Annotated in this window: 22 protein-coding genes; 16 read left to right on the plus strand and 6 right to left on the minus strand. The window is 67.2% G+C overall.

Annotated elements, in window-relative coordinates; all coding sequences use genetic code 11:
* Positions 1-97 precede the first annotated feature (97 nt).
* From asnB to map, 6 genes are all read right to left on the minus strand, one after another.
* Positions 98-1,789, minus strand: coding sequence for an asparagine synthase B (gene asnB / locus N5C25_RS03730; RefSeq protein WP_058983445.1), 1,692 nt, complete (start codon positions 1,787-1,789; stop codon positions 98-100).
* Between the two features lie 376 nt (positions 1,790-2,165).
* Entirely contained in the window at positions 2,166-3,293 is a 1,128-nt protein-coding gene (dapE, locus tag N5C25_RS03735; RefSeq protein WP_058983443.1) for a succinyl-diaminopimelate desuccinylase, read from the minus strand.
* Positions 3,290-3,661: an arsenate reductase gene (locus N5C25_RS03740; RefSeq protein ID WP_251102618.1), complete on the minus strand. Its 372-nt coding sequence runs from the start codon at positions 3,659-3,661 to the stop codon at positions 3,290-3,292. The genes dapE and N5C25_RS03740 overlap by 4 nt, the downstream gene beginning before the upstream one ends.
* Positions 3,662-3,852: 191 nt before the next feature.
* On the minus strand, positions 3,853-4,914 hold the full coding sequence (gene dapD / locus N5C25_RS03745; protein WP_019659110.1) for a 2,3,4,5-tetrahydropyridine-2,6-dicarboxylate N-succinyltransferase: 1,062 nt from the start codon (positions 4,912-4,914) through the stop codon (positions 3,853-3,855).
* On the minus strand, positions 4,914-7,541 hold the full coding sequence (locus tag N5C25_RS03750; RefSeq protein ID WP_279936455.1) for a [protein-PII] uridylyltransferase: 2,628 nt from the start codon (positions 7,539-7,541) through the stop codon (positions 4,914-4,916). Before N5C25_RS03750 ends, dapD begins: the two co-directional genes overlap by 1 nt.
* Positions 7,542-7,543: 2 nt before the next feature.
* On the minus strand, positions 7,544-8,329 hold the full coding sequence (gene map / locus N5C25_RS03755) for a type I methionyl aminopeptidase (RefSeq protein ID WP_032955117.1): 786 nt from the start codon (positions 8,327-8,329) through the stop codon (positions 7,544-7,546).
* A 242-nt stretch (positions 8,330-8,571) separates the two neighbouring features.
* Between map and N5C25_RS03760 the strand changes: the two genes are divergently transcribed.
* The 16 genes from N5C25_RS03760 to bamA all read left to right on the plus strand — a co-directional run bounded on the left by N5C25_RS03760 (position 8,572) and on the right by bamA (position 26,299).
* Entirely contained in the window at positions 8,572-9,102 is a 531-nt protein-coding gene (locus N5C25_RS03760) for a spore coat U domain-containing protein (protein ID WP_019659113.1), read from the plus strand.
* The gene (locus tag N5C25_RS03765) at positions 9,102-9,851 is read left to right on the plus strand and encodes a molecular chaperone (protein WP_019659114.1); all 750 of its coding nucleotides are present in this window, start codon (positions 9,102-9,104) and stop codon (positions 9,849-9,851) included. The genes N5C25_RS03760 and N5C25_RS03765 overlap by 1 nt, the downstream gene beginning before the upstream one ends.
* 7 nt (positions 9,852-9,858) lie before the next feature.
* Positions 9,859-12,225, plus strand: coding sequence for a fimbria/pilus outer membrane usher protein (locus N5C25_RS03770; protein ID WP_279936456.1), 2,367 nt, complete (start codon positions 9,859-9,861; stop codon positions 12,223-12,225).
* A complete protein-coding gene (locus tag N5C25_RS03775; RefSeq protein WP_279936457.1) occupies positions 12,222-13,256 on the plus strand; it encodes a spore coat U domain-containing protein in 1,035 nt (344 codons plus the stop codon). The genes N5C25_RS03770 and N5C25_RS03775 overlap by 4 nt, the downstream gene beginning before the upstream one ends.
* Before the next feature lie 152 nt (positions 13,257-13,408).
* On the plus strand, positions 13,409-13,624 hold the full coding sequence (locus N5C25_RS03780; RefSeq protein WP_251102625.1) for a hypothetical protein: 216 nt from the start codon (positions 13,409-13,411) through the stop codon (positions 13,622-13,624).
* On the plus strand, positions 13,624-14,319 hold the full coding sequence (locus tag N5C25_RS03785; RefSeq protein WP_134734959.1) for a molecular chaperone: 696 nt from the start codon (positions 13,624-13,626) through the stop codon (positions 14,317-14,319). The genes N5C25_RS03780 and N5C25_RS03785 overlap by 1 nt, the downstream gene beginning before the upstream one ends.
* 220 nt (positions 14,320-14,539) lie before the next feature.
* Positions 14,540-15,346, plus strand: a complete 807-nt coding sequence (gene rpsB, locus N5C25_RS03790; RefSeq protein WP_058983431.1) for a 30S ribosomal protein S2 — start codon at positions 14,540-14,542, stop codon at positions 15,344-15,346.
* A gap of 125 nt (positions 15,347-15,471) precedes the next feature.
* A complete protein-coding gene (tsf, locus tag N5C25_RS03795) occupies positions 15,472-16,347 on the plus strand; it encodes a translation elongation factor Ts (protein WP_019659120.1) in 876 nt (291 codons plus the stop codon).
* A gap of 261 nt (positions 16,348-16,608) precedes the next feature.
* The gene (locus tag N5C25_RS03800; protein WP_227843978.1) at positions 16,609-18,147 is read left to right on the plus strand and encodes a GGDEF domain-containing protein; all 1,539 of its coding nucleotides are present in this window, start codon (positions 16,609-16,611) and stop codon (positions 18,145-18,147) included.
* A gap of 121 nt (positions 18,148-18,268) precedes the next feature.
* The gene (pyrH, locus tag N5C25_RS03805) at positions 18,269-18,997 is read left to right on the plus strand and encodes a UMP kinase (RefSeq protein WP_019659122.1); all 729 of its coding nucleotides are present in this window, start codon (positions 18,269-18,271) and stop codon (positions 18,995-18,997) included.
* Positions 18,998-19,093: 96 nt separating this feature from the next.
* Complete coding sequence (gene frr / locus N5C25_RS03810; protein ID WP_106467524.1) at positions 19,094-19,648, plus strand: ribosome recycling factor; 555 nt, start codon at positions 19,094-19,096, stop codon at positions 19,646-19,648.
* 5 nt (positions 19,649-19,653) lie between these two features.
* The gene (gene uppS / locus N5C25_RS03815; protein ID WP_019659124.1) at positions 19,654-20,421 is read left to right on the plus strand and encodes a polyprenyl diphosphate synthase; all 768 of its coding nucleotides are present in this window, start codon (positions 19,654-19,656) and stop codon (positions 20,419-20,421) included.
* Entirely contained in the window at positions 20,418-21,254 is an 837-nt protein-coding gene (locus tag N5C25_RS03820; protein ID WP_279936458.1) for a phosphatidate cytidylyltransferase, read from the plus strand. The genes uppS and N5C25_RS03820 overlap by 4 nt, the downstream gene beginning before the upstream one ends.
* Before the next feature lie 2 nt (positions 21,255-21,256).
* Positions 21,257-22,447: a 1-deoxy-D-xylulose-5-phosphate reductoisomerase gene (locus N5C25_RS03825; RefSeq protein ID WP_279936459.1), complete on the plus strand. Its 1,191-nt coding sequence runs from the start codon at positions 21,257-21,259 to the stop codon at positions 22,445-22,447.
* 55 nt (positions 22,448-22,502) lie between these two features.
* Positions 22,503-23,861: an RIP metalloprotease RseP gene (gene rseP, locus N5C25_RS03830; protein WP_019659127.1), complete on the plus strand. Its 1,359-nt coding sequence runs from the start codon at positions 22,503-22,505 to the stop codon at positions 23,859-23,861.
* A 74-nt stretch (positions 23,862-23,935) separates the two neighbouring features.
* Positions 23,936-26,299, plus strand: coding sequence for an outer membrane protein assembly factor BamA (bamA, locus tag N5C25_RS03835; RefSeq protein ID WP_021204147.1), 2,364 nt, complete (start codon positions 23,936-23,938; stop codon positions 26,297-26,299).
* The last annotated feature ends 263 nt before the right edge of the window (positions 26,300-26,562 follow it).

Genomic DNA, 26,562 nt, shown 5'->3' on the forward strand with positions numbered 1-26,562 from the left:
CCAATGTACGGGGGGCGATCATACAAAAAAGGGGACGGAGGGGATTAAGACGTTTGTGGCACATACGACGTGCGCTCCTCCCTCCCCTTTCTCGCGCCTAGGCCAGTGCCTGCTCGTGCACTCCGGCGATCGCCCGACCCGACGGATCCGCCGCCGCGGCAAAACTGGCGTCCCACGCGATGGCCGCGGGCGACGAACAGGCGATCGACTTGCCCCCCGGCACGGTCTCGGCCGCTGCCCGGCTCGGGAAGAACTGCTCGAACAGGTGGCGGTAGTAGTACGCCTCCTTGGTCTGCGGCGGGTTGTGCGGGAAGCGCTTGTCGGCGGCCGCCAGTACACGGTCGCTCACCTGCGCCTCGGCATGTGCCTTCAGCCCATCGATCCAGCCATAGCCCACGCCATCGCTGAACTGTTCCTTCTGCCGCCACAGGATGCTGTCCGGCAGGTAGCCATCGAACGCCTCGCGCAGCACGGCCTTCTCGATGCGACGGCCGCCAAAACCGGCACCGACCATCTTGTGCGCGGCATCGAAGCGCATCGCCACATCAAGGAATTCGCGGTCGAGGAACGGCACGCGTGGCTCCACGCCCCAGGCCATCATCGACTTGTTGGCACGCAGGCAGTCGTAGTTGTGCAGGGCGTCGAGCTTGCGCACCAGCTCCTCGTGGAATTCACGCGCATCCGGTGCCTTGTGGAAATACAGGTAGCCACCGAAGATCTCGTCGCTGCCCTCGCCGGACAGCACCATCTTCACTCCCATCGCCTTGATACGTCGCGCCAGCAGGAACATCGGCGTCGATGCACGGATGGTGGTGACGTCGTAGGTCTCGATGTGGCGGATCACTTCCGGCAGCGCATCAAGGCCTTCCTCGAACGTGTACTCGAAGCCGTGATGCACGGTGCCCAGTGCTTCGGCGGCGATCGCGGCGGCAGCCAGGTCGGGCGAGCCCTTCAATCCGATCGCGAACGAGTGCAGCCGCGGCCACCAGGCTTCGGTCTGCCCGCCATCCTCGATGCGGCGACGCGCATAGCGTGCGGCCACCGCCGCCACCAGCGACGAGTCCAGGCCACCGGACAGCAGCACGCCGTACGGCACATCGCTCATCAGCTGGCGTTCCACCGCGTGCTCGAACGCCTGGCGCAGTTCGGCCAGGTCGGCCTGGCGACCCTGCACGTCGGCATAGTCGCGCCACGGTTGCTGGTAGTAGCGCACCAGCTCTCCACTGGCGCTGTCGAAGTAGTGGCCCGGCGGGAACTGCGCGACATCGGCACAGGTATCGACCAGCGCCTTCATTTCCGAGGCCACGCGCAGGCGGCCCTGGGCATCATGGCCCCAGTACAACGGCACCACGCCGACCGGGTCGCGCGCCACCAGTACACGCCCACTGTCGCGGTCCCACAGCGCGAACGCGAAGATGCCATTGAGCTGTTCCAGCCACTGCGCCGGCGAAGCGCCCTGGCGGTACAGCGCGTTGATCACCTCGCAGTCCGATCCGGTCTGGAAGTCGTAGGCGGCGGTCAGCGCCGCCTTCAATGCCTGGTGGTTGTAGATCTCGCCGTTCACCGCCAGTGCCAGCTGCCCGTCGGCCGACAGCAGCGGCTGCGAACCACCGGCCGGGTCGACAATGGCCAGCCGTTCGTGGACCAGCAGCGCGCCTTCGTCGAGATACACGCCGCTCCAGTCCGGGCCACGGTGGCGCTGGCGCTGCGACAGTTCCAGCGCGTGGCGGCGCAGGGCCGGAAGATCGTCACCGGCCTGCAGGCCGAAGATTCCGAAGATCGAACACATGGGGGAGCTCCTGTTGGGGGAATTTCACGGGTGGGAGGTGTTCGACCGGCCATCCAGGCCCGGGCAGGCTGCGCCCGGGCACAAAAAAACCCGCATCGACCGATGCGGGTTTTCTGGTGTCCGGGCGTGTGTTGCTGTCTATCTACCCAGGGCGCAGTCCCGCATCGGCCGCGCACGATTATTCGCGCGCAGATTATTGCGGTTGTTGTTATTGACGGCGGTGGCCGGGCGGATCGACATGGCATCGACCCTACCCCGGATTCCGGCGCTGCGCAACCGTTGCATTGGCAACCAGGTGAAGGTGTGCCGACCAACGGTCGGCACCCAGCAGTCGGCACTCACAGGGGGAGCGCCGGACCGTGCCCGGCGCCATGCCTCACGCCAGCAGCCGTTCCACCAGGTGCTGGTAAAGCCCCGGCAACGCTTCCAGATCATCCACGCGCACGTTCTCATCCACCTGGTGGATGCTGGCGTTGACTGGCCCCACTTCGATGCACTGCGCACCCAGCGGCGCGATGAAGCGGGCATCGGAGGTGCCGCCACCGGTGCTTTCCTCAGGGGCACGACCGATGTGCTCGGCCAGCACCGCGCGTGCGGTGGCGCGCAGCGTGCCTTCCGGGGTGTAGAACGGCTCGCCGCTGCGATGCCACTTCAGCGCGTACTGCAGGCCGTGCCGGTCCAGCAGCGCGGTGATCTCCGTTTCCAGCTTCGGTGCATCCCAGTGCGGGTTGTAGCGGATGTTGAAATCGACCTCCAGCTCCCCGGGAATCACGTTGTTGGCGCCGGTGCCGGCACGGATGTTGGAGATCTGCAGGCTGGTCGGCGGGAAACTCTCGTACCCCTCGTCCCAGCGTCGCGCCGTCAGCTCGGCCAGGGCCGGCGCCGCCTGGTGGATCGGGTTGCGTGCCTTCTCCGGATACGCCACGTGACCCTGCACGCCCTGCACGCGCAACTTGGCCGACAGGCTGCCGCGACGCCCGACGCGCAGCAGGTCGCCCAGCGCCGCTGTCGATGATGGCTCGCCGGTAATGCACCAGTCGATGCGCTGGCCGCGCTCGGCGAACAGGCGCGCGACGTGGCGCACGCCATCGATCGCGTCGCCTTCCTCGTCGCTGGTCAGCAGCACCGCCAGCGTGCCGGGGTGATCGGGATGCGCGGCGACGAACTGCTCGGCGGCCACCACGAACGCGGCCACGCTGCCTTTCATGTCGGCGGCGCCACGGCCATACAGCACGCCGTCGCGGATCTGCGGGGTGAACGGGTCGCTGGTCCAGGCCTCGCGCGGACCGGTCGGCACCACGTCGGTATGGCCCAGCAGCACCAGCACCGGCGCACCCTGGCCGTGGGTCGCCCACAGATTGTCGACCTCACCCAGACGCAGGTGGTCACAGTGGAACCCTGCCTGCTTCAACCGCGCCGCCAGCAGTGCCTGGCAACCGGCGTCGTCCGGGGTAACCGAGGGGCGCGCGATCAGCTCGCAGGCCAGGTCGAGGACGGCACTCATGACTGGCCCACGCCGAAGCGGGCCTTGAAGCCGTTGTCACTGAAACCCTGGCTGGCCTTGCCGTCGGCGGTAACCACCAGCGGGCGCTTGATCAACTGCGGGTACTCACGCAGCAGCAGCTTCCATTCGGCCTCGGAAGCGGCGGCCTTGCGGTTGTCCGGCAGCTGCCGCCAGGTGGTGGAGGATCTGTTCACCATCGCGGCCAGGCCACCCAGCTGCTCAGCCCACGCCAGCAGTGTTTCCGGGCTGGGCTTGTTGTCGCGGTAGTCGACGAAGGTGTACGGCACGCCGAAGCGGTCCAGCCACTTGGTCGCTTTCTTGCAGGTATCGCAGTTCTTCAAACCGTAGACAGTGGTGCTCATGGCCATCTGTGATGCTGGAAAACAGAGGGCCAGAATCTCACAACAGGCGCTCGGACACGACCCGGAACGGCGCGGCACGGTGGGTCGCCTGCCACAGCGCGGCGCACGCGGCAGGCGCGGCAGCATCCGCCCGAACAGGACGTCGGGGGGATGCCGGTAGCTCGCGTACTGCGCCGGATCCTCCGGCGCAGTCACCTTCAGTCGGCCAGGCCCCGCAGCAGGTCGTTGACGCTGGTCTTGCTGCGGGTCCTGGCATCGACCTGCTTGACGATCACCGCGCAGTACAGCGAATGGGTACCGTCCTTGCTCGGCAGCGAGCCGGACACCACCACGCTGTACGGCGGGATGTAGCCGTAGCTGATCTCACCGGTGGCGCGGTTGTAGATGCGGGTGCTCTGGCTGAGGAACACGCCCATGCCGATCACGCTGTGGTGGCCGACCACCACACCCTCAACCACTTCCGAGCGGGCACCGATGAAGCAATGGTCCTCGATGATGGTCGGGCTGGCCTGCAGCGGCTCCAGCACGCCGCCGATGCCGGCACCGCCGGACAGATGACAGTGCTGGCCGATCTGCGCGCAGGAACCGACGGTGGCCCAGGTGTCCACCATGGTGCCTTCGCCGACATAGGCGCCGATGTTGGTGAAGCTCGGCATCAGCACCACATCCTTGCCGAAATACGTGCCACGGCGAGCAATCGCGCCCGGCACCACGCGCACGCCGCCTCGGCGGAACTTCGCTTCGTCATAGCCGGCGAAGCGCGATTCGACCTTGTCCCAGAACGGTGCCGGGCGTGCATCGACCACCGCCATGTCGTTGACACGGAAATACAGCAGCACCGCCTTCTTCAGCCACTCGTTGACCTTCCAGCCGCCCTGGCCGTCCGGCTCGGCGACGCGGAATTCACCGCTCTCCAGGCCGTCGATCACACGGTTGACCAGCGGTCTGGTCGAGCCTTCCAGTTCGTGCAGGGTCAGCGTGGCGCGGCGTTCGAAGGCACTTTCGATGCCGAACTTCAGTTCTTCCACGCCCGGCGCGGCCGGCTTGCGCAGCGACTTGCGGGCGATGGTTTCGGCGCGTGCGGCTTCTGCGCTCTTGGCCGGGGCCTTCTTCGGTGCCGCCACCTTCTTCGCCGGCGCCTTCACCACCGCGGCTTTCTTCGGCGCGGCAGCCTTCTTCGCAGCCGGCACGGCGGCAGTTTTCTTGGCCGCTGCGCTCTTGGCGGTGGCAGCAGTCTTCTTAACAGGCTTGGTGGCCATCAGGCGGGGTCTCCGGCGTTTCGATCAGGGTCCAGGCAGGCCAGCATCGCGTCATGCAGCTGCTGCCGGGCAGGTTCAGTCAGGGGGAGGTCGTGTTCGTCACTGATCACGAAGGTGTCTTCGGCGCGTTCGCCGAACGTGGCAATGCGCGCATCATGCACGCGCAGGCCCTGGTTGCGCAGCACGAACGCCACATCGGCCAGCAGGCCGGGACGGTCGGGGGCGACCAGGGCAAAACGGGTTGCGCCCGGTTCATCGCGGAATTCGATGCGCGGCGCAAAACGGAAATGACGCAGCTGCCGCGGCACCACCCGGCGTGACGGCCGAAGCCGCGCAAGGTCGCCACTCAGGGCCTCGCGCAGCGCCGCCTCCAGGTTGGCACTGCTGCCATCGGCAAACGTGTCGGCCGGGTTCACTTCGAAGGTATCGAAGATGGTGTCGGCCGGGCCATCCAGCACGCGTGCACGGTGGATCCCGTAGCCCTTGCGGTCCAGGGTCATTACGATCGCGGCGAACAGGCCGTCGCGGTCGGGCGAGTGCACGAACACTTCCAGCGCCGGGTCGTCGACACTGATCCGGCGGACCTTGACCAGGGTCTGGCCCTGCTTCACCGGCACCAGCGCAGCGGCCTGCCAGGCCAGCTGCTCGGGGCGCAGGCGGATGAAGCCCTCATCCGGCATCACCGCGAACTGGCGATCGATGGTGGCGTCGTCGTAACCCTGCTCGCGCACCAGTGCGCGCACGCTGTCACGTGCCTCGGCCACGCGTTCGGCGGCCGGTACCGGATGCTCCAGCCCCTCGCGCAGCGCGCGCCGGGTGGCGAAGTACAGGTCGGCCAGCAGGCGGTCCTTCCAGGCATTCCACAGCTTCGGGCTGGTGCCGGCGATGTCGGCACAGGTCAGCAGGTACAGGTAGTCCAGGCGGTCGCGGCTGCCGACCAGGGTGGCGAAGCGATGGATCACCACCGGATCGGCGATGTCCTGCTTCTGCGCGGTCACCGACATGCGCAGATGCTGTTCGACCAGCCACGCCACCAGTTCGGTATCGGTGCCACTGAGCGCATGCGCCTGGCAGAACGCACGCGCGTCCACCGCACCCAGCTCCGAGTGGTCGCCGCCGCGGCCCTTGGCGATGTCATGGAACAGGCCGGCCAGCAGCAGCAGCTCCGGCTTGCGCAGGCGCGGCCACACTTCGTGCGCGATCGAGAAGCGCTCGTCGGCACGGCTGCTGGCGAACAGGCCGATGTTGCGCAGGACCATCAGCGTGTGCTGGTCGACGGTGTAGACATGGAACAGGTCGAACTGCATGCGCCCGCTGACTTGGGCGAACGCGGGAATCCACTGGCCAAGCACGCCCAGCCGCGCCATGCGCGAAAGCGTGTCGACCGGGCGCTGGCCACGCAGCAGGGCAAGGAAGTGCTCGCGTGCGTCGGCGTCGGCCTGGTCATAGGCCGGCAGCAGCGGCAGCGACTCGGCCAGCGCACGCGCGGTCAGCGAGTGCAGGCCGCGCACCTGCGGGTTGTTGGCCCAGCTGGAAAACAGCGCGAACACTTGGCCAATGTCGCCCTGCGGCCAGTCGGCCTCGTTGGCGGCCAGGTAGCCACGACGCAGGGAAAAGCCCACGGTCAGCGGCTCCGGCTGCGCCTCGCCGTCGAACTGCTCCTCGAAGCGCTGCAGCAGGCGGTCGCTGATCCGCCGCACCACCAGCGCGGCGCGGTAGAAGCCCTGCATCATTTTCTCGACACCGAGGCTCTCGGCGTCGTCTTCGAAGCCCAGGCGCGCGGCGAGGGTCTTCTGGTAATCGAAACGCAGGCGCTCTTCCGGGCGACGTGCTACCAGGTGCAGGCCAAACCTCAGTCGCGCCAGCACGGCACGTTCGCGCTTGAGCGCCGCGGCTTCGTCGGCACCCAGATGGCCGAGCCCGACCAGGGCTTCCAGGTCGCGCACGCCGAACGCGCGCAGTGCCATCCAGCCCAGCGTGTTGAGATCGCGCAGGCCACCGGGGCCATCCTTCAGGTCCGGCTCCAGGTTGTCGGCGGTATCACCGAAGCGCTGGTGACGGTTGCGCAGCTCTTCCAGCTTGACCAGGAAGAAAGTGCGTGCCGGCCACAGTTCGCGATCGTCGATGGCCTCGCGCAGCGCGCGGCGGGCGGCGTCATCGGCCAGGATCGGACGCGCCTCGATCAGCGCGGTCAGCACGGTCTGGTCAGCCGCCGCCTCGCGGCACTGCAATGCAGAACGCACCGCATGGCTGACCGCCAACCCGCAGTCCCACAGCAGCGCGAACAGCCGCGCCAGGGCCGCTTCGTGCGCCAGTTGCGCCGGCGGATCGCCGAACACCAGCAGGTCGATGTCCGATCGCGGGAACAGTTCACCGCGGCCATAGCCGCCTACCGCGAACAGCGACAGGCCGCTGCCGGCCGGCAGGCACCGCTGCCACGCCAGGCGGATCAAGTGGTCGGCAGCGCGCGCACGCAACGCCAGCAGGCGCTCGATGTTGTCGCCCTGGTCGAAGCGGCGGTACAGGCGTGCGTCGGCCTGCTGCAGCGCCTGCCGCGCCGCAGCGGCCCAGTCCGGGTCGTTGAGCGACGCGGCCGGCGTGTCCAGCAGCGAACTCGCCGGCAGCATCGTCAGGAAACCTGCGACTCGCCCGGCGACAGGGTCAGCACGTCGACGCCGGTCTCGGTGACCGCGACCATGTGCTCCCACTGCGCCGACAGCTTGCGGTCCTTGGTCACCACGGTCCAGCCATCCGGCAGCACCTTGTTGTAGCGGGTGCCCTCGTTGATCATCGGTTCGATGGTGAAGGTCATGCCCGGCTGCAGCACCAGGCCCTGGCCCGGGCGGCCGTAATGCACCACCTGCGGCTCATCGTGGTAGACCTTGCCGATGCCGTGGCCGCAGTACTCGCGCACCACGCTGAAACGCTCGCCTTCGGCATAGCTCTGGATGGCATGGCCGATGTCGCCCAGGGTGGCGCCCGGACGCACGGCGCGGATGCCGCGCCACATGGCTTCGTAGGTGGTTTCCACCAGGCGGCGGGCCATCACCGACGGCGTGCCGACGAAGTACATGCGGCTGGTATCGCCGTGCCAACCGTCCTTGATGACGGTGACATCGATATTGATGATGTCGCCATCCTTGAGCACCTTCCCTTCACTGGGGATGCCGTGGCAGATGACATTGTTGACCGAGGTGCACACGGTCTTCGGGAAGCCGCGGTAGCCGACGTTGGCCGGAATGGCGCCCTGCACGTTGACGATGTGGTCGTGGCAGATGCGGTCCAGCTCCTCGGTGGTGACACCGGGCTTGACGTGGGGGGTGACGATGTCCAGCACTTCGCTGGCCAAGCGGCCGGCGATGCGCATCATCTCGATTTCCTGCGGGGTTTTCAGATTCACGCTCATGGCACCCATTATCGCCGATCCGGCCGCAATCTGAACGAACGCCACCCAACTGGCATTCCGGGCCATGCACCGGGCCATGCACGCTTTCGGCAAGGAAAATGAAAGCGTGATGCCCTCCACCCTTTCGCCCGCCTGTTTATCACAGATTACAGACACTTACGCCACCTAAGCTGGGGTCACCGTCGCCGAAGCGGTGCCGATCGTGCCGCCTTCGCCTTGTTCAACGGACCTTCGGGTCAGGGAGGTTGTCCATGCGATCCGCGCTTCGTTCTCCGCTTGCCTGGGCCTTCGCCGGCCTCCTGCTGTCCAGCCCGGCCCTGGCCGCAGATACCACCACCTTCAACGTCACGCTGGTGGTCACCAAGGCCTGCACCATCACGGCCGCGGCCGCTACCAACGTCGACTTCGGCACGGCGGCGTCGACCACCGCCACGCCCACCCTCGGCCAGGGCACGGTCACCGCGCAGTGTTCGGCGCTGACGCCGTACACCATCGCGCTGAATGCGGGCGCCAACGCGGGCACCGCCAACGACGTCACCACGCGGCGCATGAAGAACACCAATGCCGCCGTGACCGCCAACAACTATGTCGGCTACCAGCTCTACCAGGATGCCGCGCATACCCTGGTCTGGGGATCCACAACCGGCACCAATACCCAGGCCGGCATCGGCACCGGCCTGGCCGTGCCGTACGTTGTCTACGGCCAGATCCTGAACCTGAGCACCAACAACCCGGCCACCGGCAGCTACCTGGATACGGTTACCGCCACGATCACCTATTGATGGAGCACGCCCGCATGGCCGGACCCCGCCCGTGGCGCGCCACCGGCGTGGCGCTGCTCGCCCTGTGCCTGCTGGCCACCGCCACCGCCGGCGCCACCAGCCTGCAGGTCGCGCCGACCAGCCTGCAGCTGGAGGCGCGCCAGCGTGCGGCTGAGCTATGGCTGACCAACAGCGGCACCGCGCCGGTGAAGCTGCAGGTGCGCGTGTTCCGCTGGGTGCAGCAGGACGGCCAGGAACGGCTGCTGCCCACCGATGAGCTGATGGCCACACCGCCCATGCAGGAACTGGCCGCGGGCCAGCAGCAACTGGTGCGGGTGATGCGTCCGGACAACGAGCCACCGCCTGCACAACGGCACTACCGGTTGATCGTGGACCAGATCCCGGACCTGGCCACGCGTGCCGAGGGCATGCAGTTCGTCCTGCGCTATTCAATCCCCGTGTTCGTGCAGCCTTCGGCCGGCGCCCTCGCCCCACAGTTGCAGGCCCGCCTGGTGACACTGGCGGATGGCCGCAATGGCGTGGAGGTGGCCAATACGGGTGACAGCTACGCGCAGATCGCCGATCTTGCGCTGGGCAGCGCCACGCGTCCGCGCATCGTCCATCCCGGATTGCTGGGCTACGTGCTGCCGGGCCAGGTGATGCGCTGGCCGATCGAGCGCGTGGCGATCGACCGCGACAACGACCAGATCACGGCCAAGCTCAATGGCGAGTCGGAACAGACGCCGCTGTCGCCCCCACCGGCTCGCTGAGGCCTTGATGGGCGCGTTGCTGGCTGCCCTGGCTCCCGCGGCGACCGAGGCCGCCGATGCGTCCGGCGCGGCCGTTGATGTCTCCGGCGTGTCGGCCGATGCCACCCTGCCGCCCCCGACCCCACTGACCGCCAGCCAGACGCTGTACCTGGATGTGTCGCTCAACAGCACGCCACGCGGCCTGCTGCCGTTCATCGAGAACCGCGGTCGGCTTCAGGCCAGCCCCGAGGTGTTGCGCCAGCTCGGCTTCAATGCCAGCGGCGAGGTACCGGTCTACCTGGACCAGATCAGTGGCGCGGTGGTGCGCTACGACGCGCACATGCAGACCCTGGCGCTGGATGTGCCGCTGGACCAGCTGACCCTGCCGACCACGGTGCTCAGCCGGCCGCAGGCGCGTGCGCCGACCGGCAATGCCTCGCCGGGCGTGCTGCTCAACTACGACGTATACGGCAGCCGGGTGGACACGCTCGGCAACCTCAGCCTGAGCTCGGAACTACGCGTGTTCGGCATCGGCAACGGCACGTTCGAAAACACCGCCATCAGCCGCCGCTACCAACAACCCGGCGACCGCCAGTGGCGCGGCGAGAGCATGCGCCTGGACACCCGATGGAGCCTGGACTTCCCCGACAGTGCAACGACGCTGGAGGTCGGCGACTTCTACAGCGGCTTCGTCGATTGGACCCGGCCAGTGCGCCTGGGTGGCGTGCAGATCGGTCGCAACTACGGGCTGCAGCCCTATCGCGTACTGACGCCCACGCCGAGCTTCCTCGGCCAGGCCGTGGTGCCCTCCACGGTCGAGCTGTACGTGGATGGCCTGCGCCAGTACAGCGGACAGGTCCCGGTCGGTCCGTTCCAGCTGGCGGCACAGCCTGGTATCAGCGGCACCGGCATCGCGCAGGTGGTGGTAACCGATGCGTTCGGCCGCATGCAGACACTGGATTTCAGTTTCTATGGCACCCAGCAACTGCTGGCCAAGGGCCTTTCGGACTGGTCGGTCGGCGTCGGCCAGCTGCGCGAGGACTTCGGCCAGCGCTCCTTCGGCTACGACGATCGCACGGTGGCCAGTGCCAGCTGGCGCGGCGGCATCAGCAATGCCTTCACTGGCGAGGCGCATGCCGAAGGCGGCGGCGGCCTGGCCCAGGCCGGCATCGGCGGCTGGTGGCTGCTCGGCGCTGCCGGCGTGTTCAATGCGGCCTATGCACGCAGTGATTACCACGGGCTGCAGGGCGGGCAATGGGCGCTGGGCTACAGCTGGAACAACCGCCGCTTCAACGTCAATCTGCGCAGCGTGCGCAGCCACGGCGACTACCGCGACCTGGGCGCACTGCAGGGCAACCTGCCACCGAGCATCAGCGAGCAGGCCACCCTCGGCCTGGACCTGCTGCGGCTGGGCACGCTCAGCGCAAGCTACCTGCGCCTGCGCTACCCCGACGGCGACGACAACCGCTACGCCAGCCTGTTCTGGTCGCGCAGCTGGAGCCAGCGCTGGTCGGCCTACCTGTCGCTGAACCAGAACCTGGACCACAGCGACGACCGCAGCATCTACCTGTCGCTGACCGCCAGTCTGGGCAACAACCGCCAGGCCAGCCTCTCGAGCCAACGCAACGGCGACAGCCAGAGCTGGGTCGCGGACGTGACCCAGCCGGTGCCCGGCGATGGCAGTGCCGGCGGCGTCGGCTGGCGCGCACAGCTGCGCCATGGCGAGGACGGCAATGGCGGCCTGGCCGAGGTCGGCATCCTCAACGATACCGGCCGCTATTCGTTCGGCGCCTCGCGCCAGGGCGGGCTGAACTATGCCTACGCCAGCGCCAGCGGCAGCGTGGTGTGGATGGGTGGCCACACCTTCGCCACGCGCGAAGTGTCGGACGCGTTCGCGGTGATCAGCACCAGTGGCGTCGGCGGCGTGCCGGTGCGGCTGGAAAACCGCCTGATCGGCGTCACCGATGATCGCGGCCTGCTGCTGGTCAGCCCGTTGCTGTCCTGGCAGCGCAACCGGGTCTCGATCGACACCCTGGACCTGCCCGAGGACATGCGTGCCGACCGCATCGAGGATTGGGTGACGCCTCGCCAGCGCGCCGGCACCCGGATCGCCTTCCAGCTGCGCTCGCGACCGTCGCTGAGCCTGACCCTGCTGGCAATGGACGGGCAGCCGCTGGAGGTGGGCAGCGAGGTGCAGCTGCCCGATGGCCGCCAGGCCACGGTCGGCTATGACGGCCTGCTGTACCTGGAAGACGTTGCCGCCGGCAGCGTGCTGTACGTCACCACCAGCCGCGGCCCCTGCCGGGTGAAGGTCCCCGCCCTGCCCAGGGTGGTGGCGACCGGTGCGCGGCCGAAACCGGCGCCGCTGCAGTGCATTCCGGAGGTGGCGCCATGAGGACGTTGCTGCTCGGCCTGCTGCTGTTCGCTGGCCTGCTGGCGGCAGCACCGGCCCGCGCTGTCGCGGTCTGCACCGCGGTCGCCAATCCAACGCTGCCGTTCGGCAACATCAACAGCAATGCGCCTGGCCCGAGCACGGCCAACCTCAACATCACGGTGACCTGCACCACCGCCGCGCTGAGCGCGCTGGCCACAACCGGTGTGCGCGTCTGCGTCGGCATCGGCGCAGGCAGTGGTGGCGGCAGCAGTTCAAGCTGGCGGACGATGAAGACCAGCAGCAGCGACAGCATGAACTTCCAGCTCTACAACACCTCGAACTTCAGCCAGGTGACGGGGTTGGTCCCGCGCGGCACGCCCCCGGCACAGGAATTGACCATGACCTACAGCGTGCCGCTGGTCGCCGGCGGCAGCGGTGCGCAGTCCGTGCAGCTGTTCGGGCAGATTCCGGCCAACCAGATCCTGGCCTCCGGCGCCTACAGCAGCACCTTCAGCGGCGCCGACGTGGTGTTGACCTGGGCCTGGAACGAGGTCCTGCTCGGCAATGCCACAGTGCCCGCCACCTGCAACGGCGGCGCCACCGGCACCAACAGCGCAAGCGCAGCCTTCAGTTTCACCGCCACCGCCAATGTGCTGCCGCAGTGCGGCAGCTACGTCACCACCGACATGAACTTCGGCAACGTCACCGGCAGCATTCCCGCCAACATCGACCGGACCGCCACGCTGACACTGACCTGCCTGAAGAACACCGCCTTCCAGGTCGGACTCAACAACGGCCGGAACCCTGCCGCGACCAGCATCCGGCGCATGGCCACCACCATCGGCGGCAGTACCTACTACCTTCCCTACGAGCTGTACCGGGACTCGGCTCGGAGCCTGCGCTGGGGCAATACGTTGACTGTCGACACGGCCAGCGGCACCGGCACCGGCAGCGCACAGCAGCTGACCATCTACGGCCGGGTGCCGCCGGTCACCGGCCAGCCCCCGGCTGGTACCTACAACGACCTGGTGACGGTGACGATCACCTATTGACCGGCGTGCCGACCAACGGTCGGCACCCACCGGACGAAGGCCGTGCCGAGCGCCGGCTCGGCGCTACAGTTCCGGCACATCCCGCCGATACCGCGCAGCAAGTCTTTCAGCATGGTGGATGGCAGGTGGTTCGCACATTTTCGATCGCGGCGATGCTGGTCGCCAGTACGCCGGCCTTGGCCGAACCCAGCAGCTCCCTGCAGATCCGGCTGACCGTGGTCGACTCCTGCAGCGACGACACCGGTGGCGCGCGCTGTACGGCGCCGCACCAGCGCAGCGATACACCCCAGCTGCCATCCCAGGTGCGCGAGCTCGCACCACCGGCGACGGACGAGAACCCAACACCCGCCGTGACCCTCATCTACTGATGCGCGCGCTGCTGATCCTGCTTGCACTGCTGGCGCAGCCGGCTGCGGCGCTTGAGGTGTTGCCTACCACCCTGCAGCTGCCGGCCGAAGGCGGCCGCGCCGAGCTGTGGCTGCGCAATCCCGGGCCCGGCCGCTGGCAGGGCCACGTGCAGGTGCTGGCCTGGGATCAGCAGCTGGACGCCGAACGACTGCAGCCCAGCGACCAGATCCGGGTCAGCCCGGCGCGGCTGGATCTCGCCCCGGGCGGTACGCAGCGCGTCTGGCTGCTGCCACGTGATCCGGCCGCGGCAATGGGTGAACAGGCCTACAGGATCGTGCTGACGCCGGCGCTGGCAGGGCTGCCGCGCTACTCGCTACCGCTGTTCCGGGGCGCCGCGGCGCCAGTGCTGCACGCCCGCCTGCAGGGTCGGATCGAGGCCCTGGGGTCGCAGCCTGCGTTGCGACTCAGCAACTGCGGTACGCTGCACGGCCGCCTGCACGACCTGCGCTTCATCGCGGCGGACGGCCAATCGACAGTGCTGGTGGGCGGGCTGGCCGGCTACATCCTCGCCGGCCATGAACGACGCTGGCCCCTGCCCGCCCGCGCGGACAGTTACGCAGGTGGCCGCTTCCGGGCACGCCTGCAGGACGGCCGCGAGGTCGATCTGGCCGCATCTGACCCCGCAATTGCAGCGAGCGCCCGCAGCGGGCTATAATCGACCGGATTCCTGCCGCCTGCGTGCGCGGGAACCCGTCCACACCGGACGTCACCGGTGAATCCACACCTGCTGCCCCCATCCGTGCCGGGGTGCTCCGCAAGGAGTTCGGCCACGGAGGCAACAGGGAAGCCCAACCCCGGAACCGATCGCGCTTCCACGCGTCCCGCATACCTATCCCCGCGGGCGGAATCGCTGGTTCCATATCAGGAGTATTGCAATGCCCCAGGTCACCATGCGTCAGATGCTGGAAGCCGGCGTCCACTTCGGCCACCAGACCCGCTACTGGAACCCCAAGATGGCTCCGTACATCTTCGGCGCCCGCGGCAAGATCCACATCATCAACCTGGAAAAGACCGTCCCGCTGTTCAACGACGCGATGAACTTCATCTCGTCGGTTGCCCAGAAGCGCGGCACCGTCCTGTTCCTGGGCACCAAGCGCAGCGCCCGCGAAACCATCAAGGAAGAAGCCGAGCGTTGCGGCATGCCGTTCATGAACCAGCGCTGGCTGGGCGGCACCCTGACCAACTTCCGTACCGTCAAGCAGTCGGTTGCCCGCCTGAAGGAACTGGAAGCCGGTGAAACCGACGGCACCTTCGAGAAGCTGGTCAAGCACGAAGTGCTGGGCCTGCGTCGCGAGCGCGACAAGCTGGAAGCCTCGCTGGGCGGCATCAAGGACATGAACCGCCTGCCGGACGCGATCTTCGTGATCGACATCGGCCACGAAGACATCGCGATCAAGGAAGCCAAGAAGCTGGGCATCCCGGTCATCGCCGTGGTCGACACCAACTACAACCCGGAACTGGTGGACTACGCCATCCCGGGCAACGACGACGCCATCCGCGCTGTGCAGCTGTACGCCCGCGCCGCTGCCGACGCCGTGCTGGAAGGCAAGGCTGCTGCTCCGCACGCCGCTTCGGTGCGTGAGGAAGAGTTCGCTGAAGCCGCTGCCGAAGGCGAAGAGAAGCCGGCCCGCCGCGCTCCGGCCAAGAAGGCTGCCAGGAAGGGCGACGACGCCCAGGCCTGATCCAGGCCACAGGGTGGACGCCCGGCGTCCACCCTCCTGCACGCAGCCCTTGGCGCGTGACAGGACCGTGTCACACGGGCCGGCCACCATGCCGGCCCAACCCCTTTCTTTCGTGAGGTAATCCCGTGGAAATCACTGCTTCCCTGGTCAAGGAACTGCGCGAGCGCACCGGCGCCGGCATGATGGAATGCAAGAAGGCGCTTACCGAAGCCAACGGCGACATCAACGCCGCTGCTGAAGCCATGCGCAAGTCCGGCGCTGCCAAGGCCGACAAGAAGGCTGACCGCGTGGCCGCCGAAGGCCGCCTGGGCCTGGCCCAGGATGGCGGCAAGGCCGTGCTGGTCGAAGTCAACTCGGAAACCGACTTCGTCGCCAACGACGACAACTTCAAGACCTTCGTCAACGCCGTCGCCGCTGCCGCCCTGGCATCGGGCGCCAACGACGTGGAAGCCGTGAAGGCTGCCACGCTGGCCGATGGCCGCACCGTTGAAGAAGCCCGCGCCACCGCCGTGCAGACCCTGGGTGAGAACATCCAGATCCGCCGCATGGTCAAGGTCGACACCACCGGCAACATCGGCGCCTACGTCCACACCAACGGCAAGGTCGGCGTGCTGGTTGACCTGATCGGCGGCGACGTCGAGCTGGCCCGCGGCCTGGCCATGCACGTGGCCGCGCTGAAGCCGCCGCACAACAAGGCTGCGGACGTTCCGGCCGACTTCGTCGAAAAGGAAAAGGAAATCGAGCTGGCCAAGATGTCCGAGAAGGACAAGGCCAAGCCGGCCGAGATCCTGGAAAAGATCATCAGCGGCAAGATCAACAAGATCGTCAGCGACGTGACCCTGTACGGCCAGACCTACGTGCTGGGCGACACCACCGTCGAGCAGGTGGTCAAGGCCGCTGGCGCCGATGTGGCTGGCTTCAAGCTGCTGATCGTCGGCGAAGGCATCGAGAAGGTGGTGGAAGACTACGCCGCCGAAGTTGCCAAGGCGATGCAGGTCTGATTCCAGCCCTCCGGCTGTGAAGCGACCAGAAGGAGCCGCGGGAAACCGCGGCTCTTTTTTTGTACCCACTGCATCGGTGGGTGGGCACCGTTGGTGCGCGCACTGACGCCAGGCACAGCCCGATATCAGGGCTCTTTGCGTTGCGCGCGAATCAAGCCGATACTCGGCGCAGGGAATCCACAGTCGCGTAGCAGGAAGGAAAATCGCGGACTGTGATGCATTCCTAGGTATTCTTGTCCTAATGGAATTGAACGACCCGACATGCCTCCCGAGCTGACAGCTGCCCTGGCGCTCTGCCGCAACCTGCCCTCGCCGCCCGGTATTGCCCTGCGCATCATCGAGCTGGCACAGGACCCGGAAGCGGATATCGCCACCGCCGCCGACATCATCGCCATCGACATGGCGCTGAGCGCTCGCATGCTGCGCATCGCCAATTCGCCGCTGTACGCCAGCCGCCGCCGCATCGAGAACCTTGGCCAGGCACTGACCATGCTCGGCCTTAACGCCACAATCAGCCTTGCTCTGGGTTTCACCGTCACCCAGGGCCTGACCGGCGGCGCAGGCGCCGACCACGACCTGCGCCAGCGCGCGTGGAAGCGCAGCATTCTCAGTGCACTGGCCGCCAGCCAGCTGGGCCAGGCCCGCGGCCTGCGCCGGCTGGAGGAACTGATGCTGGCCGGGCTGCTGCAGGACCTGGGCGTGCTGTGCCTGGCCCAGGCCGAATCGGAGCGTTACCTGCCGCTGCTGCGCGAAGCCCGTGACAACACGGACCTGGTCGCCCGCGAACGCGACGCGCTCGGCTGCAGCCACGCCGATGTCGGCGCCTGGGTGGCCGAGCAATGGGGCCTGCCACGCTATCTGGTTGAGAGCATCAGCCACAGCGAGGACGACGACGCCGCCGATTCGCCGTTCCAGGCCTGCGTGCAGCTGTCCGGCGCCGTTGCCGACATCTGGCTGGACGAAGACGCCGATGCCGCCCGCGAGCGCGCCCTGCACCAGGTGCATGAGCGGCTGGAACTCGACAGCGCCCGTTTCGACCAGGTGCTGACCCGCATCAGCGAGGCCCTGCCGGATATCGCCAGCCTGTTCGAGGCCGGCCTGAACTCGCCCTCGCGGGTCCGCGAGCTGATCGACCACGCGCAGGAGCTGGCCACCCTGCGCAACCTGCGCGAGCTGCAGGATGCCGAGCAGGCACGCCGCCGCGCCGACGAATTCGAGGCGCGGGCCAAGCGCCTGGCTGACCAGGCCCATCGCGACGCCCTGACCGGCGTGCTCAACCGGCGCCAGCTGGAGGCGGTGCTCGAGCAGGAGTTCCTGCGCGCCGGGCGTCAGGGCTGGCCGCTGTCGGTGGCCTTCATCGACCTGGATGACTTCAAGAAGATCAACGACGCCCACGGCCACCTGACCGGCGACGAGGTGCTGCGCGCCTTTGCCGGCAAGCTGCAGGGCCAGCTGCGCCATAGCGATACCGTGGCCCGCTTCGGCGGCGAGGAATTCGTCGCGCTGCTGCCCAATACCAGTGAGTCCGTGGCCCTTGACGTAATCCGGCGCGTACTGGCCAACATCGTCGCCACGCCGATGGCCGAACTGGAGGGAGGGCCGCTGTTCGTCACCTTCTCCGCCGGCGTGGCTACCCAGGGCGGCTACGAGCGCTTTGCCGACGTGCAGGACCTGCTGCGCGCCGCCGACGACGTGCTGTACCGCTCGAAGAACCTGGGCCGTAACCGGGTGATCGCCCGCTCCCCCGGTGCGCTCGGCCACGACGAGCTTTCAGCCACCGCCGGCGCCGAGCTGGGCTGAACGGGACGCCCTGCATGACCGGGGCGGATGGCAGGATTTCGCGCCGCAGTGCACAAAACACTTTGGCCCTACGCCGCATGCGCGTAGAATCCCCCGCGATTTCCACGCACCCGAGGTCCCCATGTCCAAGCTCGCCTATCGCCGCATCCTCCTGAAACTGTCCGGGGAGGCGCTGATGGGAGATGAGGACTACGGCATCGACCCGAAGGTCATCAACCGCCTGGCCCGCGAGGTCATCGAAGCCCAGCAGGCCGGTGCCGAAGTGGCACTGGTGATCGGCGGCGGCAACATCTTCCGCGGCGCCGGCCTGGCCGCTGGCGGCATGGACCGGGTCACCGGCGACCAGATGGGCATGCTGGCCACGGTCATCAACGCCCTGGCCATGCAGGACGCCCTCGAGAAACTGGGCGCCAAGGCCCGCGTGATGAGCGCGATCAAGATCAACGACGTGTGCGAGGACTACATCCGCCGCCGCGCCATCCGCCATCTGGAAAAGGGCCGCCTGGTGATTTTCGCCGCTGGCGTCGGCAGCCCGTTCTTCACCACCGACTCCGGCGCCGCGCTGCGCGCGATCGAGATCGGCGCCGACCTGCTGCTGAAGGCCACCAAGGTCGATGGCGTGTACGACAAGGACCCGAACAAGCACAGCGACGCGGTCCGCTTCGACAGCCTGAGCTACGACGAAGTCATCCGCCGCGGCCTGGAAGTGATGGATACGGCGGCCTTCGCGCTGGCCCGCGACAGCGACCTGCCGATGCGCGTGTTCGACATGGGCCAGCCGGGTGAGCTGCTGAAGATCCTCAGCGGCGCGAACATCGGCACCCTGGTCCAGGGCCGCGACCCGGCCTGAGCCTGAGCGCCAGGCGAGCTCCGGGCCGATTCAGGCCCGGCAGCGTCCCGTATTCGCCTATAATCGCCCGATTCCAGTTACACCCAGGACCCGGCGATGCTCAACGACATCAAGAACAACGCGCAGACGCGCATGGCCAAGAGCATCGACGCTCTGAAGCACACCCTCACCTCGATCCGCACCGGCCGCGCCACCCCGGCCCTGCTGGACCGTGTCACGGTCAGCGCCTATGGCAACGCCAGCACCCCACTGAACCAGGTCGCGTCGATCTCCAACGCCGACGCGCACTCGCTGCTGGTCACGCCGTTCGACAAGAGCATGATCAAGGAGATCGAAAAGGGTCTCTACAACGCCGAATTCACCCCGAACACGCTGGGCACTGCGATCCGCATCAACATGCCGCCGCCGACCGAAGAGCGCCGCAAGGAGCTGGTCAAGCAGGTGCAGAAGGAAGGCGAAGGCGCGAAGATCGCGATCCGCAACATCCGCCAGGACGCGAACAAGGAAATCGCCAAGCTGGTCAAGGACAAGGCGATCAGCGAAGACGAGAAGAAGCGCGGTGAAGACGACATCCAGAAGTTGACCGACACCAACATCAAGGACGTCGACAAGGTCGTTGCCGACAAGGAAAAAGAACTGCTGTCGGTCTGAAGTCGATGCCTTCAGTCCCACCTCCGTTGCCGGCCGCCCTGCCCCGCCACATCGCCATCATCATGGATGGCAATGGGCGCTGGGCACAGCAGCGCCGTCGTCCGCGCGTGATCGGCCACCGGGCCGGCGCGCGCGCGGTCAACCGCACCATCGAGCGCTGCCTTGAACTGGGCATACCGGCGCTGACCCTGTTCGCGTTTTCCAGCGAGAACTGGGGCCGACCGCAGGAAGAAGTCGATGCCCTGATGAAGCTGTTCCTCGGCGCGCTCGACCGCGAAGTGGACGAGCTGCATCGGCGTGGCGTGCGCGTTCGCTTCATCGGCGAACGCGAGCGCTTCGGTGCAGGGCTGGTCAGCCGCATGCAGCTGGCCGAGCAGCGCACCGCCGACAACACCACCCTGACCCTGTCGATCGCCGCCAGCTACGGCGGCCGCCAGGACATCGCCCGCGCCGCGCGCGCCCTGGCCGTCGAAGTGGCGGCCGGTCGCCTTCTGCCCGAGCAGATCGATGAATCGCTGCTGGGCAGCCAGGTGGCCCTGGCCGACCTGCCACCGCCGGACCTGTTCATCCGCACCGGTGGCGACACCCGCATCAGCAACTTCCTGCTGTGGCAGCTGGCCTATACCGAGCTGTGGTTCACCGATGCCCTGTGGCCGGACTTCGATGCCGGGCAGCTGCAGCAGGCGCTGGACGCCTATGGCAGACGTGAGCGTCGTTTCGGCCTGACCAGCGCCCAGATCGCCGCACTGGCCACCGAGACTTCCAGCCCATGACCAAGATCCGAGTCCTTGCCGCGCTGATCATGGCGCCGGTCGCCATTGCCGCGATCCTGCTGCTGCCGACCCAGTGGCTGGCAGCGGCGGCCGCTGCGGTGCTGCTGATCGGCCTGTGGGAATGGCTGAAGCTGGCCGGCATCGAAGACACCCTGGCGCGTACCGTGCTGCTGGTACTGAACCTGCTGCTGATGGTGCTGCTGGTCTGGGCCGATGGCAGCACGCTGGTGCTGTTCCAGATCACCACCCTGGCCGGCGTGGCCTGGTGGCTGGCCGCGCTGGTCTGGTTGCGCTTCTTCGACTTCGGTGCGCAGCCGTCGGCACCCTCGCGCATCGTGAAGATGCTGGCCGGTACGCTGGCCATCGTTCCGGCCTGGGCTGCGCTGGTGCTGATCCATGCCGGCGGCGATCCGCCGGGCAGCCAGGGCCACCTGTGGCTGCTGGCTGCGCTGGCACTGGTCTGGGCGGCCGATTCGGGCGCCTATTTCGCCGGTCGTCACTTCGGCAAGCACAAGCTGGCCCCACGGATCAGCCCCAACAAGACCTGGGAAGGCCTGTTCGGCGGCCTGCTGGCCGGTGTCGCCGTGGCCCTCGGCCTGGGCTGGCTTGCCGGCATCGACGCCGGGCACCTGCCAGCCCTGCTGATCACCTCGGTGGTGGCCGTGTTCGCCTCGGTGCTGGGTGACCTGTTCGAAAGCCTGATCAAGCGCCACGCCGGCGCCAAGGACTCCGGAAACCTGATTCCGGGCCATGGTGGTGTGCTCGATCGTGTCGACGGTGTCCTGGCTGCCGTGCCGGTGTTCGCACTCGGCAAGGAAATCTTCGGATTCTGACCATGAATGCTGTCGCAGACCTGCGCCGGGTCGCCGTGTTCGGCGCCACCGGCTCGATCGGTGCTTCCACGCTGGACGTGATCGCCCGCCACCCGCACCGCTACCAGGCCACGGTGCTCGCTGCCGGCCGCCAGGTGCAGGCGCTGCTGGCACTGTGCCGCCAGCACAGGCCAGCGCACGCGGTCATCGCCGACGAAGCGCTGTTCACCGAACTGCGCGACGGCCTCCGCGATGCGGGGCTGTCCACCGAGGCGCATGCCGGCCATGCCGCGCTGGACCAGTTGGCCGCCAGTGACGCCTGCGACACCGTGGTCGCCGCGATCGTTGGCGCGGCCGGGCTGTCTTCCACTCTGGCCGCAGCCGGCGCGGGCAAGCGCATCCTGCTGGCCAACAAGGAATCACTGGTACTGGCCGGTGAGCTGCTGACCCGCACCGCTGAACGCGCGGGCGCCGAGATCATCCCGATCGACAGCGAACACAGCGCAATCTTCCAGTGCCTGCGCTCACGCGATGCCAGCGTTGATGGCGCCGGCGTGCGCCGGATCCTGCTGACCGCCTCCGGCGGCCCATTCCGTGGCCGCAGCCGCGACGAACTGGCCCAGGTCACCCCGGCCCAGGCCGTTGCCCACCCGAAATGGTCGATGGGGCCGAAGATCTCGGTCGATTCGGCGACGTTGATGAACAAGGGCCTGGAAGTCATCGAGGCCCACCACCTGTTCGGCGTACCCGGCGAACGCATCGAGGTACTGGTGCACCCGCAGAGCCTGGTCCATTCGCTGGTCGAGTTCGTTGACGGTTCGACCCTGGCACAGATGGGCCTGCCGGACATGCGCACCACCCTCGCCGTTGGCCTGGGCTGGCCGCAACGCATCGAATCGGGCGTGGCCGGGCTGGATCTGCTGGCCCAGGGCCGGCTGGATTTCGAGGCCCCGGACACGGACGCGTTCCCCTGCCTGGCGCTGGCCTGGCAGGCCATGCAGGCCGGCGGCACCGCACCGGCGGTGCTGAACGCCGCCAATGAAGAGGCGGTTTCAGCGTTTCTTCAGGGCCGGATCGGTTTCCTGACCATCCCGAAGCTGGTTGCTAACGCTCTTTCAACACTGCCGACCCAGCCAGCCGATACACTGGAGGTCCTGTTGTGCGCCGACCAGCGGGCACGCCAGCTCACCCTGAACGCCATCGACGCCGCCTGAACGACTGCCTCGCCCAGCATGACGCCGCCGCCCCTGCCCGCCATTGTGAGCCTGCATGACTGACTTCATCGGATCGGTCTGGTGGATGATTGTCAGCCTCGGGCTGCTGGTCACGTTCCACGAGTTCGGGCATTACTGGGTCGGGCGCATGTGCGGGGTCAAGATCCTGCGCTTCTCGGTCGGCTTCGGCCGGCCGCTGTGGTCGCGCCGGGACAGGCACGGCACCGAGTTCGCCATTGCCGCCATCCCGCTCGGCGGCTACGTGAAGTTCCTCGACGAGCGCGAGGTTGAAGTCCACCCACACGAGCGCGGCCAGGCCTTCAACCACAAGAGTGTCTGGCAACGCATTGCCATCGTCGCCGCCGGCCCGATCGCCAACCTGCTGCTGTGCATCCTGCTGCTGTGGGCGATGTTCGTGATCGGCAAGCAGGATTATTCGCCGACGGTCGGCCGTGTCAGCGGCATCGCTGCCAGTGCCGGGCTGGCCAGCGGTGACCGCGTGCTGCGCGTGGACGAGCGCCCGGTCGTTACCCTCGGTGAAGCCAGCATGGCGCTGACCGCGGCCGCGATGGACCGCCGCGACGTGAGGCTGGAGGTGCTGGATACGGCTGACCAGGTACGCATGCGCACTCTGCCGCTGTCGCAGCTGCCGGCAGGTTTCGATGAGCGGCGGGTGCCGATCCTGGCCGGCCTGTACTGGCAGTCGTGGCTGCAGCCGGCGCTGGTCGACTCGCTGACGCCGGATTCGGTGGTGGCCGGGCAGCTGCAGCCGGGGGACCTGATCGTGGCCATTGATGGCCAGCGCATCGATGGTGCCGATCAGGTCATCGGCGAGATCCAGACGCTGGGCCGCGCCGGCGGCCCTGGCATGATCGAGGTCCTGCGCGGCGGTGAACGCCTGGCGCTGGAAGTCACCCCGCGCCAGGGCAAGGATTCCAGGGGTGAACCGACCTGGCAGATCGGCGTGCAGTTCCCGACTTCGTTCAGCCCTCCCTACGACACCCTGCTTCGCTATGGCCCGCTCGACGCGGTCACCGTGGCCGTGCGCGAAACCGGCCGCCTGGCGGCAGATTCGCTGGGCATGATGGGCCGAATCGTCACCGGCAAGGCCTCGCTGCAGAACGTGTCCGGGCCAGTCACCATCGCCCGGGTGGCCAATGTCTCGGCCAAGCGCGGCCTCGACTGGTTCCTGCAGTTCCTTGCCCTGCTGTCCCTCAGCCTGTGCATCATCAACCTGCTGCCGATCCCGATCTTGGACGGCGGCCACCTGCTGTATTACCTTATCGAGTTGGTCAAGGGCAGCCCGCTGAGCGAGCGTGCCATCGCCGCCGGCCAGTACATCGGCCTGGCGTTGCTGGCCGGGCTGATGGGGTTGGCGTTCTACAACGACATCCTCGGCCTGGTCCCGCGATGAACTTTTCCACGTTGTTGCCGTCTACAGCGTCGGCATCCCGCACCAATGAAATCGACCTTCCTACCGGACGTGACATGACGCGACTCCCCAATCGCCGCCTGCTGGCCCTCGCCCTTGCCGCCGTCACCGGCGCCCCCGCCCTGGCCCAGGCAGCCGAGCCCTTCACTGTCAGCGACATCCGCGTCGACGGCCTGCAGCGCATCAGCTCGGGCACGGTGTTCACCTACCTGCCGGTGGAACGTGGCGAGACGGTCACCGACAGCAAGGTCGGCGAGACGATCCGCGCCCTGTACAAGACCGGCTTCTTCGAGGATGTGCAGCTGGACCGCCAGGGCAGCATCCTGGTCGTGACCGTCAAGGAACGCCCGGCGATCAACAAGCTGACCGTGACCGGCAACAAGGACATCAAGTCCGAGCAGCTGCTCAAGGGCCTGTCCGACATCGGCCTGACCGAGGGCGGCACCTTTGATCGGCTGAGCCTGGACCGCGTGACCCAGGAACTTCGCCGCCAGTACAACGACCGCGGCAAGTACAACGTCGAGATCACCCCCACGGTGAGCCCGCTGGACCGCAACCGCGTGGACATCGCCATCGCCATCAAGGAAGGCAAGGCGGCCAAGATCCGCCACGTCAACCTGGTGGGCACCGAAAAGTTCGAGAGCAAGGACATCCTGGAAACCTGGGAGTCCAAGGAGCACAACTGGGCGTCCTGGTACCGCCGTGACGACCAGTACTCCAAGGAAAAGCTGTCCGGCGACCTGGAAAAGCTCAATTCCTGGTACCTGGACCGCGGCTATGTCGACTTCAGCATCGATTCGACCCAGGTGTCGATCAGCCCCGACAAGCGCGACATGTTCCTCACCGCCGGCGTGACCGAAGGTGCGCAGTACAAGATCTCCGAGATCAAGGTCAGCGGCGACACCATCCTCCCGCAGGAGGACGTCGAGCGCATGGTGATCCAAAAGTCCGGCGATACGTTCTCGCGTGCGCTGCTGGAGTTCAGCTCGGACACCATCACCAATTCGCTGTCCAACATCGGCTACGCGTTCGCCAAGGTGAACCCGATCCCGACCACCAACCGCGCCGAGCAGACCGTGGCCATCAACATGCAGGTCGTGCCCGGCCCGCGCGTGTCGGTGCGCCGCATCCTGTTCCGCGGGAACACGCGTACGTCCGACGAAGTGATGCGTCGCGAAATGCGCCAGTTCGAGAACAGCTGGTACTCGCAGGCCGCGATCGACCGCTCCAAGATCCGCCTGCAGCGCTTGGGCTACTTCGAATCGGTGGACGTCGAGACCCCGGCCGTCAGCGGCAGCAACGACCAGGTCGACGTCGTCTACAACGTCAAGGAAACCACCTCGGGCAGCTTCGTGTTCGGCCTGGGTTACTCGCAGTCCTACGGCATGACCACGTCGGTGCAGCTGTCGCAGAACAACTTCCTCGGCGGCGGCAACCGCGTGTCGGTCGAAGCCTCGCGCAGCAGCTACCTGCAGCGTTACGGCTTCAGCTACACCAACCCGTACTTCACCGATGACGGCGTCTCGCTGGGCTACAACCTGTCCTGGCGCGAACTGGACTACTCCGACTTCAACACCGCGCAGTACAACAGCACCAACGGTGCCGCGCAGGTGGTGTTTGGCGTGCCGCTGACCGAGACCGATACCGTCTCGCTGATGTTCGGCATCGACAGCAACCAGATCACCACGTACCAGGGCTCGACCCCGCAGTCGATCATCGACTACATCAACGCAGTCGGTAAGCGCACCTTCCACGCATGGCGCACCGAGCTGGGCTGGGCGCGCGACTCGCGCAACGACTACTTCATGCCCACGCGCGGTACCTACCAGCGCATCGGCCTGGAAACCACGCTGCCGGGTTCGACCATCGAGTACTACAAGCTGAACTACCAGATCAGCAAGTACTGGCCGATCATGCCGTCGCTGGTGATCAACACCCGCGCCGAAATCGGCTACGGCGATGCCTACGGCAACGACTACACCCGTACGCTGACCAATCCGGATGGCACCACCCGCACCGTCACCGCCAGCGGCCTGCCGTTCTTCGAGAACTTCTACGCCGGTGGTACCAACTCGGTGCGCGGCTTCGAGGACAACACACTCGGCCCGCGCGAAGTCACCACCGGTTATCCGGAAGGCCAGCCGCTGGGTGGTTCGCTGAAGACCGTTGGGTCGGTGGAGGCCTACTTCCCGCGCCTGTTCGACAGCCCGTCGGCGCGTGTGTCGGCCTTCGTCGACTTCGGTAACGTGTATACCGGCGTGGACAACTTCAAGGCCAACGAGCTGCGCGTGTCCACCGGTGTGGCCCTGCTGTGGCGCGCCCCGGTCGGCCCGATCTCGATCAGCTACGCCTTCCCGCTGAAGAAGGAAGACGATGACAAGATCGAACGCCTGCAATTCACGTTCGGTGGGCAGTTCTGACGAACCGTGAGGCGGTTCGCCAGAACTGCCCCGCATTCCACCTATCCCCCGCGCCGCTGGCGCCCCCCTCAACAAAGGGGGGCTCTCCACCAGACGGGGTGCGAATCGCCGGGCTCTGCCCGGCGTTTTCGTTTTACTTGCTCACCACCGTTACTTCCCGCGCTCGCGTGAAATCATCTGGTGATGGCGCAGGGGGCTGACCAGGACCGTTGGCGCCATGGGCCCGAGGCATGCCTCGGGCGGGTTGGGCAGGACGCCCAACC

It is taken from the genome of Stenotrophomonas sp. GD03958 (assembly GCF_029839005.1).
Lineage (GTDB): Bacteria > Pseudomonadota > Gammaproteobacteria > Xanthomonadales > Xanthomonadaceae > Stenotrophomonas > Stenotrophomonas hibiscicola.